Below are 3,431 nucleotides of genomic sequence, written 5' to 3'. Positions count from 1 at the left end.
GGTACGCCCCGAGCCCCGGCCCACCTCTCGCCCGGCCGCACGCCGCGACGGTGCGTCCGCTGCCGACAACGACGCCGACAAGCCTGCGGCCAGCGCCGACAAGCCCGCGGCCAGCGACGGCACGCCGGCGGCCGACGACGGCGAAGGTACTTCCGCGTGACCGGGGTGGACGTGCTGCTGGTCGCCCTCGGTGCGGTGGCCGTCGGTTCGGCGGTGCTGGTGGTGGCGACGAAACATCTCGTTCGTGCCGGGCTCTACCTGGTGGTCTGCCTCGGCGCCCTGGCCGGCATGTACCTGGTGCTCAGCGCCGAGCTGGTGGCCTGGGTGCAAGTGCTGATCTACGTCGGCGCGGTGGTGGTGCTGTTGCTGTTCGCCGTGATGCTGACCCGGGCGCCGATCGGTGCCTCGGACGATCTGGACCGTCCCGGTTGGCCGGCCGCGCTGATCGGCGGTGGCGTGGGGCTGGGCCTGGCGGCGCTGCTGGTCGACGCGTACCGCTGGACGAAGGTGGAGCTGCCCGAGGCGGGCACCGCCGAGCGCATCGGTGAGCAGGTCTTCGGCAGTTGGGTGCTGCCCTTCGAGGTGCTCTCGGTGCTGCTGCTGTCGGCGCTGGTCGGCGCCATCGTGCTGTCCCGCCCCGACATCGGCCGATCGCCGGGTCGCCAATCCGCCGTGGACGGCGTGGACAGCGACGGCGCTGGGCGGGGGCGGTCGCGGTGAGACCGGTCATCCCGTACGTCACCGCCGCGCTGCTGTTCGGCCTCGGCGTGTACGGCGTGCTCCGCCGGCGCAACGCGGTGCTGGTGCTGATGGCGGTCGAGCTGATGCTCAACGCGGTGAACCTGATCCTGGTCACCGCCGACACCACGGCGAAGGCGCTGCTGCCACACGGTGGTCAGGTCTTCGCGCTCTTCGTGATCGTGCTGGCCGCCGCCGAGATCGGGGTGGGGTTGGCGATCGTGCTCCAGCTCTACCGGATGCGGGCCAGTGTCGCCGTCGACGAGGTTCCGCTGGCCGAGCGCCCCGCCGACGAACCGGTCCCGGTCGCGGTCGGCCCGGCCGGCGTCACCACGGACGGTCCGAGCGGAGTGGCCGACGGGCCGGCCGGCGGCGGAGCGAACCCGCCGGAAACCGGCCGGCCGGAGGGGGATCGGTGAGCACCACGACGCTGCTGGGCGCGCTGCTGCCGGCCGTACCGCTGGTCGCCGGCCTGGTCGGCCTGCTGCTGCCGCCCTCGCCGCGAGGCGCGGCCACCGAGCAGGACACCGCCCGTCGGGTGGCCATCGGCCTGGGGGTGGCCGGCGCGGCCGGTGCCCTCGCCCTGGCGGTGGCCCTGCTGGTCAGCCTGGACGGCCCGGCTGAGGCGTCGACCACCTGGATCGACCTCGGCGGGCTCACCGTCACCCTCGGGGTGCGCCTCGACGGCAGCGCCGCGCTGGTCGCCGTCGCGGTCGCCGCGGTCGCCCTGGCCGTGCAGGTCTACTCGACCGGCTACCTCAAGCGCGGCCCGCACGACGACGTGGACGTCGACCACCGCTACCCGCCGTACGCGGCGCAGATCAGCCTCTTCACCGCCGCCATGCTGCTGGTGGTGGTCTCCGGGGACCTGATCCTGCTGCTGGTCGGCTGGGAGGTGATGGGGCTCTGCTCGTACCTGCTCATCGCCCACGACCGGCGGCTGCCGGAGGCACCGGCCGCCGCGATGAAGGCGTTCCTGGTGACCCGGGTCGGGGACGTCGGCTTCCTGCTCGGCATCGCGCTGCTCGGCGTCTCGGCGGGCAGCTTCCGGATCGCCGACGTGCTCGCCCACGACCACAGCGCCGGTACGCTCACCGCCGCCTGCCTGCTGCTGCTCGCCGGGGTAGCCGGCAAGAGCGCGCAGTTCCCACTGCACACCTGGCTGCCCGACGCGATGGCCGGCCCCACCCCGATCTCCGCGCTGATCCACGCCGCGACCATGGTGGCCGCCGGCGTGTACGCGGTCACCCGACTCTTCCCCCTCTTCGAGGCCACCCCGGTCGCGCTGGCCGTGCTCGGCGTGATGGCCTCGGTGACCCTGCTGCTGGGCGCGCTCGCCGCCACCGCGCAGGACGACATCAAGCGGGTGCTCGCCTGGTCCACGGTCTCCCAGATCGGCTACATGACCGGCGCTCTCGCCGTCGGCTCCCCGCCCGCCGCCCTGTTCCACCTGCTCACCCACGCCGCCTTCAAGGCGTTGCTGTTCCTCGCCGCCGGTGCGGTGATCCACGCCGTCGGCACCACGCTGATGTCCCGGATGGGCGGCCTGCGGCACACCATGCCGGTCACCTTCTGGTGCACCCTGATCGGGCTCGGCGCGCTGGCCGGCGTACCGCCGCTGTCCGGCTTCTGGAGCAAGGAGGGCGTGCTCGCCGCCGCGGAGGGTGCCGCCCTGCACGGCGACGGCCCGGCCCCCGCCTGGGTGGGCTGGCTGGTCTGGCTCGCCGCCTTGGTCGGCGTCGCCGTCACCGCCTGGTACGCCACCAGACTGCTGTTGCGGACCTTCTTCGGCGCGACCCGCACCCCGCTGGCCCACCCGCACGACCCACCTGCGGTGCTGCGCTGGCCGGTGCTGGCGCTGGCCGTCCCGGCGGCCCTGCTCGGCCTCGCCGGCTTCCCCGGCTGGTTCTCCACCCAGTTGCAACGGACGCTGCCGGCCGACCCCGAGGCGGTGTCGGATCTGATGCCGCCGGACGGGCTGATCCATCTCACCCCGACCGTGCTGCTGCCGTTGGCACTGCTGCTCGTCGGGGCCGGGCTGGCCTGGGCCGGCTGGCGGCGGGACGCGGCAGCCGACCCGGCGGCGGCGCTGGGTCCGCTGCGGCCGGTCTTCGCCCGCGCCTTCCGGCTCGACGACGTCCAGCACACCCTGGTGGTACGCCCGACGACAGCGCTCGGCCAGGCGGCGCGCGTCGCCGACGAACGGGTCGTGGACGGGGCGGTGCTGGGCACCGGCCGCGCCGCCCGTGCCCTCGGCGGCGGGCTGGGCACCCTGCACCGGGCGGCCCTGCCCCGCGCCATCGCCGCCGTGCTCGCCGGCGCGCTGCTGATCGGGCTGGCCGCCGCCCTGATCGGAGGCGCGGCATGAGCGAGCAGCAGCGAGCGAATCATCAGCACAGCGCGGTAGGGGCTCAGGTCGACGCCGAGCGGAGCGAGGTGGCGGCGTGAGCGAGCGGCAGCGAGCGAATCATCTGCACGGCGCGGTAAAGACTCAGGTCGACGCCGAGCGGAGCGAGGTGGCGGCATGACGCTTGGGGAGTTCCTGCTGGTCGCGGTGCTCGCGGTGCCGGCGCTCGGTGCCCTGGCGGTGGTGGCCACGCCCCGCGACCGGGCGGCCCGGCTGGTGGGCACGGTCGCCGCTGCGCTGACCCTGGTCGCGGCGGTGGCACTGGTGGCGGGCCGGGGCATGGGGT

General features: G+C 74.6%; 3 protein-coding genes. All 3 read left to right on the top strand.

Annotated features, from left to right (window positions below; all coding sequences use genetic code 11):
* Nucleotides 1–156: 156 nt before the first annotated feature.
* The 3 genes from C1I95_RS32845 to C1I95_RS32835 are packed head-to-tail and all read left to right on the top strand — an operon-like array spanning nt 157 to nt 3,106.
* Nucleotides 157–720 carry an NADH-quinone oxidoreductase subunit J family protein gene (locus tag C1I95_RS32845; protein WP_111219878.1) on the top strand — a complete coding sequence of 188 codons (564 nt, stop codon included), beginning with the start codon at nt 157–159 and terminating at the stop codon, nt 718–720.
* Complete coding sequence (gene nuoK / locus C1I95_RS32840; RefSeq protein WP_233514036.1) at nt 717–1,157, top strand: NADH-quinone oxidoreductase subunit NuoK; 441 nt, start codon at nt 717–719, stop codon at nt 1,155–1,157. The genes C1I95_RS32845 and nuoK overlap by 4 nt, the downstream gene beginning before the upstream one ends.
* The gene (locus tag C1I95_RS32835; protein ID WP_111219876.1) at nt 1,154–3,106 is read left to right on the top strand and encodes an NADH-quinone oxidoreductase subunit 5 family protein; all 1,953 of its coding nucleotides are present in this window, start codon (nt 1,154–1,156) and stop codon (nt 3,104–3,106) included. Before nuoK ends, C1I95_RS32835 begins: the two co-directional genes overlap by 4 nt.
* The last annotated feature ends 325 nt before the right edge of the window (nt 3,107–3,431 follow it).

Origin of the sequence: Micromonospora craterilacus (genome assembly GCF_003236315.1) — a bacterium.
Taxonomy (GTDB): domain Bacteria; phylum Actinomycetota; class Actinomycetes; order Mycobacteriales; family Micromonosporaceae; genus Micromonospora; species Micromonospora craterilacus.
This window is presented reverse-complemented; position numbering and strand designations above follow the sequence as displayed.